This window comes from Streptomyces sp. NPDC017943 (assembly GCF_044328425.1).
In the GTDB taxonomy this organism is placed as follows: Bacteria; Actinomycetota; Actinomycetes; order Streptomycetales; family Streptomycetaceae; genus Streptomyces; species Streptomyces djakartensis_A.
In genome coordinates this window covers 1-4,394 of record NZ_JBIRHH010000058.1, presented here as the reverse complement: position 1 = coordinate 4,394, position 4,394 = coordinate 1, and the positions used below count along the sequence as shown (strand labels likewise).

General features: G+C 63.5%; 3 protein-coding genes and 5 pseudogenes. 4 read left to right on the top strand and 4 right to left on the bottom strand.

From position 1 onward, the window contains the following. Positions 1 to 512: 512 nt before the first annotated feature. Positions 513 to 782, bottom strand: a pseudogene (locus ACH4C6_RS36005) (transposase); the annotation flags it as partial. Here ACH4C6_RS36005 and ACH4C6_RS36000 point away from each other — a divergent pair. After that, a pseudogene (locus ACH4C6_RS36000) lies at positions 783 to 919 on the top strand (transposase); the annotation flags it as partial. A 357-nt stretch (positions 920 to 1,276) separates the two neighbouring features. On the opposite strand, the gene ACH4C6_RS35995 reads toward ACH4C6_RS36000, so the two are convergent. The 3 genes and pseudogenes from ACH4C6_RS35995 to ACH4C6_RS35985 form a co-directional block, all read right to left on the bottom strand. Continuing rightward, positions 1,277 to 2,194 (bottom strand): hypothetical protein, encoded by a 918-nt coding sequence (locus tag ACH4C6_RS35995; RefSeq protein WP_398112789.1) that lies wholly within the window; start codon positions 2,192 to 2,194, stop codon positions 1,277 to 1,279. Positions 2,195 to 2,494: 300 nt separating this feature from the next. Next, positions 2,495 to 2,677 (bottom strand): annotated as a pseudogene (locus ACH4C6_RS35990) (IS5/IS1182 family transposase); the annotation flags it as partial. Beyond that, positions 2,675 to 3,070 (bottom strand): annotated as a pseudogene (locus ACH4C6_RS35985) (hypothetical protein); the annotation flags it as partial. The pseudogenes ACH4C6_RS35985 and ACH4C6_RS35990, both read right to left, overlap by 3 nt. Here ACH4C6_RS35985 and ACH4C6_RS35980 point away from each other — a divergent pair. From ACH4C6_RS35980 to ACH4C6_RS35970, 3 genes and pseudogenes are all read left to right on the top strand, one after another. Continuing rightward, on the top strand, positions 2,954 to 3,220 hold the full coding sequence (locus ACH4C6_RS35980; RefSeq protein ID WP_398112788.1) for a hypothetical protein: 267 nt from the start codon (positions 2,954 to 2,956) through the stop codon (positions 3,218 to 3,220). The pseudogene ACH4C6_RS35985 and the gene ACH4C6_RS35980 overlap by 117 nt on opposite strands. Further along, a complete protein-coding gene (locus ACH4C6_RS35975; RefSeq protein WP_398112787.1) occupies positions 3,189 to 3,644 on the top strand; it encodes a DUF6879 family protein in 456 nt (151 codons plus the stop codon). The genes ACH4C6_RS35980 and ACH4C6_RS35975 overlap by 32 nt, the downstream gene beginning before the upstream one ends. Positions 3,645 to 3,674: 30 nt before the next feature. Continuing rightward, positions 3,675 to 4,314, top strand: a pseudogene (locus ACH4C6_RS35970) (Scr1 family TA system antitoxin-like transcriptional regulator); the annotation flags it as partial. Positions 4,315 to 4,394: the final 80 nt, after the last annotated feature.

Genomic DNA, 4,394 nt, shown 5'->3' with positions numbered 1-4,394 from the left:
GACACACGGGCCCCTCAGCCTGCCCAGCACCAGCCACAGAAAGCGAAACGGCCCACCGACTCCGTCGGCAGACCGTCACGAAAGATCGAGGTTAGTATCCCGGCCATACCGTTGTCGTGGCATATCCCAGTCTCCGTTCTGTCAGCTCATGTAGAAGCAGGCCACCCCTGTCCCCGTCCGTGGGCACTACGTGCCCACCTCCTTGCCTGTTCACCTGATCGATACTGCAATGGTGCTTGCCGTGGCTGCCGGCCAGCTCGGGCGTCGTCGGCGTAAACATGGGTAGGAGCCCCGTTATGTCAGGGTTGTGGGCGGAGGCACTCGATGCGGCGCGTAAGCGGTTCATACACCGGTTCAACCGGGAACCGCGCCAGTCAGCACTGGCGAACTCGCCCGCGAAGTCACCGAACATTTGCTGCAAGCGTACGCAGATCCGGATGGTCCGGTGCTTGGCTGCGACGGTCAGGTCCTGCGTCCGGCCCGGCAGTGTGGGCGAGATCTTAGACCTTGTCCTACATGGTCAGTTTGAGGAACCGCTTGTAGCAGCAGAGGGCGGATGCCAGCCCGAGAAAGGCCAGGTAGTTGCCTGCTTTCCGCTCGTAGCGGTGGTTGAGTCGGCGGTAGCCGGTCAGCCAGGACATGGTGCGTTCGATGACCCACCTTCGGCGGCCGAGTCGCTCGCTGGGGTCGATGCCCTTGCGGGCGATGCGGACGCCGATGCGCTTGCCCCATAGCCATCGCCGCAGGTGAGGGACGTCGTACGCCTTGTCTGCATGGAGGCGCAGGGCGGCGGAACACAGGACACACCTGATGAGACGCTGTTCGCCGCGATCATCTACGTCCTGTGTCCGGCTGCGCCTGGCGAGCTCTGTCACCCTGCTTCGGGATATCGAAGTCGACCGCCCATCGGCGGTTCCTCAGTGCCTGGTTTCAATCCTGAGCTGCGATTTGCCCAGCTCAGGATTCGAACGGTGCTGGTTTCGGGTTTTCGCCGTCGGCTCCTGGTGCATGAAGCCGCTGACAGTCTTCGTCGGCGGTGCGAGAGTAGTGCTCAGGGCCGCGATTCCAGCCGAAGCAAGGCCTAGGTTATGACCCTGGCCTTGGGAACGATCAATGTCGTTGGGCTTCGAGGATGCCGGCTGCCCGCTTCTGCGGGTGATTCGCCTGTTCACAAGGGCGATCGCGGCCCAGCTGATGAGCGATTCCCCAGTGCTGGATGAGCCATTCGCTGGTTATGTACGCGTCATATGGATCCGAAGCGTCGGTGCTCCGGTTGTCACGGCCTGGGAGGCTTGCCTTGTCTTCGACTCAGAAAGGACAAGGAACGCCGCACATACTCCACGCTAGTATCCGTCCCTGTGAAAGTCCTCGACGAGAAGGTGACAGGGGCCATGTATGCCGCTGTGCTTGTTCGCAATTTTCCGAATCGCCGCGCCCGTTCATTCTGCATTCCGTGCACTCTGTCCTGTAATTCCTTTCGGTCCCGGTCGCCCCAAGGAAGAACTACAACGACCCTTCCGGTCCGGTGCATCACATCATTGATGGCATCTCTGACGGTCGGCTCCTGGCCAATTTTTTGCCGCAGATGCGTCACGTATTTTCCGAGAATAGACTTCTGCATCTCTGCACTCTCGGTATCGCTCAGAGTAGATCCATTCTCGGACTTCTGCCGGTAAATTTGCAGCTCGCCGGCAAGTTCACTTGCAACACTCTGGCTGCAAACCTGGGCAATCCATTCAATATTTCGCTGCTGATAGTCGAGACACCTGTACGGGGACATCGAGTCAAATTTAGGCTCCAGTTCCGACAGGCGGCAGTTAAGCGTACGATCGCTGGTTGCAACCCCCACGATCTCTTGCGGAGGGATCGGCGCGCTTGAGCGGAACTCGTCCCCCCAGCCGAATGTCGCCTCGCGCGCCCAGTATATATGTCCGGTGCGCACGGCAACCGATAGACATGAGGGGTTCATTGTGTAATGCAAGAATGAACACTCATCCGACCAGAAGTTTTTGACCATGGAAGCAGGGGAGGCCGAAAGGCTCAGATTCCACCAGCCGGTATGAGGATCCCTGTGAGAGCGTGGCAAGCCAGATGTGAGGACTTGTTCAAGCATCGCTAGATCGGCACCCCTGAATGCATGCCAATTGAGTGATTCATCATCTGCGTGAGCGAGGAAGCTGGAACTATCGGGCACGAGAAACCTTCCATTGGATTGATCCTTTGCGCGGCATAGATGATAACGAAATTTTCCTGCTAAGGGTTCAGGGAGGGTTAGTGTTTGTCTGATCTGGGCACGGCATAGCGATCGGTGTTCGCTCAGCTCAGATCGAACGGCAGGGTCTTGAGCGGTGGGATCGGCTGGTCAGCGGACTGACGGCCGGCCTTGCTGGCGCGAATGCCCGATGGAGCCGTCTCGGTGGTCCGACAGTGAGACCGGATTGAGGGTCCGGTGGCCTCTTGGTGGCGCTGCTGACCGGAAGCGTCGAGAGGGTCAGTCGCGTTGGGCTTTACGGGATGCCGACTGTCCGCTTCTGCGGGAGCTTCGGCGGGTGATTCGCCTGGTCATGAGCGTGATCGCGGCCCAGATGGTGAGCGATTCCGAGTGCTGGATGAGGTGTTCGTAGTCGCGTGCGTGTCGGCGGGCGTGCATGATCCAGGCGTGTGAGCGTTCGACGACCTTGGTGCCGATCACGTCATCGAGTGCCAGCACCGGCCCGTGCGGAGTGGTGATAGGGCCTGACCACAGGTCTTCCTTGAGTACGTCCACCTCGCACTCCTCGCCGGTGTCGCTGCTGGTCACCAGCAGGCGCGCTGAGAGCGGGTCCACACCGATCACTCCGACCCGCCAGCCTCGCTCGGTCAAGCCGCGGGCCAGGTCTCTGACGATGTCGGTCATGGGAGCCAGGTTCTCGGTAGCTACGTCAATGTCCTGACTGAGGCGATCGACGAGCCCATGGGCTTGCACGGCATAGCCACCGGTGATCACCAATGGGTACGGCGTACCGATCGCCAGGACATCTGCCAACAGGCGGCGATGGAGGTCGCTAAGGGCCCGGAGCTGGTTCTGCAGGGCAAGTTCGCCGACGCGCCGACCCGGGCCGCGTGCAGCCAGGACGGCCCGCCCGCAGACGACGAGGGGATCGTCAGGATCCCGCTCAGCATGGTGGAGCAGATCAGGAGGGCGTGCGATGCCGCAGAGGCCGCCGGCACCCAGCTTTGAGGATCTGCTCGACTCCGCCCAGGCCCACGCCGTGCACCTGGAGCTCCGCGACGTCTACGCGGTGGGGGAGGAGCGCGAGGTCTATGAGGCGTTCCTGCGTGACGGGAGCGTGCCCGCGGACGACTCGGAGTACTGGAGCGGGTGGCTCCCCCTGGTGGAGCGGACCGTCGCCCGCGGGGTAAAGGTCCGCCGGGCCCGGATCGTCTCCGAGCCCGTCACCGACTACATCCGCTTCGAGCACGCCATCACCGACGCCAACCTCCGCGCCGGCGAACAGGTCCGCTGGCTGCCCCGCCGCCGCGCCTCCACCCTCGCCCTGCCCGGCAACGACTTCTGGCTCATCGACGACAGCCTCGTGCGCTGGAACATCTTCTCCGGCGCGGTGTGGGGCCTGGCCACCGACCACGCCGACTACCGCATCTGACCGACGCACAACCCAAGGGCCCCGCACCTCATGACGACCGCCTCCCCTTCGTCCAGCGCACAGGCGACCTGCGAGGCGCTCGCCGCCCGGCTCACGTACCTGCGCAAGGACGCCGGCCTCACCGGGAAGGAACTTTCCCGCCCGGTGCGGCTGGCACCCCGCCAAGACCACCCGGATCCAAAAGGGCGCGGCCGCGCCCTCGGACGCGGACATCCGCACCTGGTGTGCGGCGTGCGGCGCGGACGACCAGGCCGACGACCTCATCGCCACCGCCCGCGCGGTCGACTCGATGTACATGGAGTGGCGACGGCTGCACCGCAACGGCATGCGCCAGGTACAGGAGGACTGGCTCGCCCTCCACGAGCAGACCCGCCACTGCCGGGTCTACCTCTCCAATGTGCCGCCCGGCTTCCTCCAGACCTCGGCGTTCGCGACCGCCCTGATGACCCAGATCACCCGCTTCCAGGGCACCCCCGACGACGTCGCCGAAGCCGTCGCCGCCCGCGTCGCCCGCTCCCGGTTCCTCTACGAGGGCGGCCACCGCTACGTCGTCCTCATGGAGGAGGCCGTCCTGTGCTTCCGCACCGCCGACCCCGAGGCGATGCGCGGGCAGCTGCGCCACCTCCTGGCGGTGATGCCGCTCGCCTCGGTCTCCCTAGAGGTTGTCCCGTAACCGGTTTGGCCGTTGGTGCGTTGGCTGTGCATGGGTGGGGTGATCTCAGCGGATGATCCGAAGTGGATCGAGCCGTT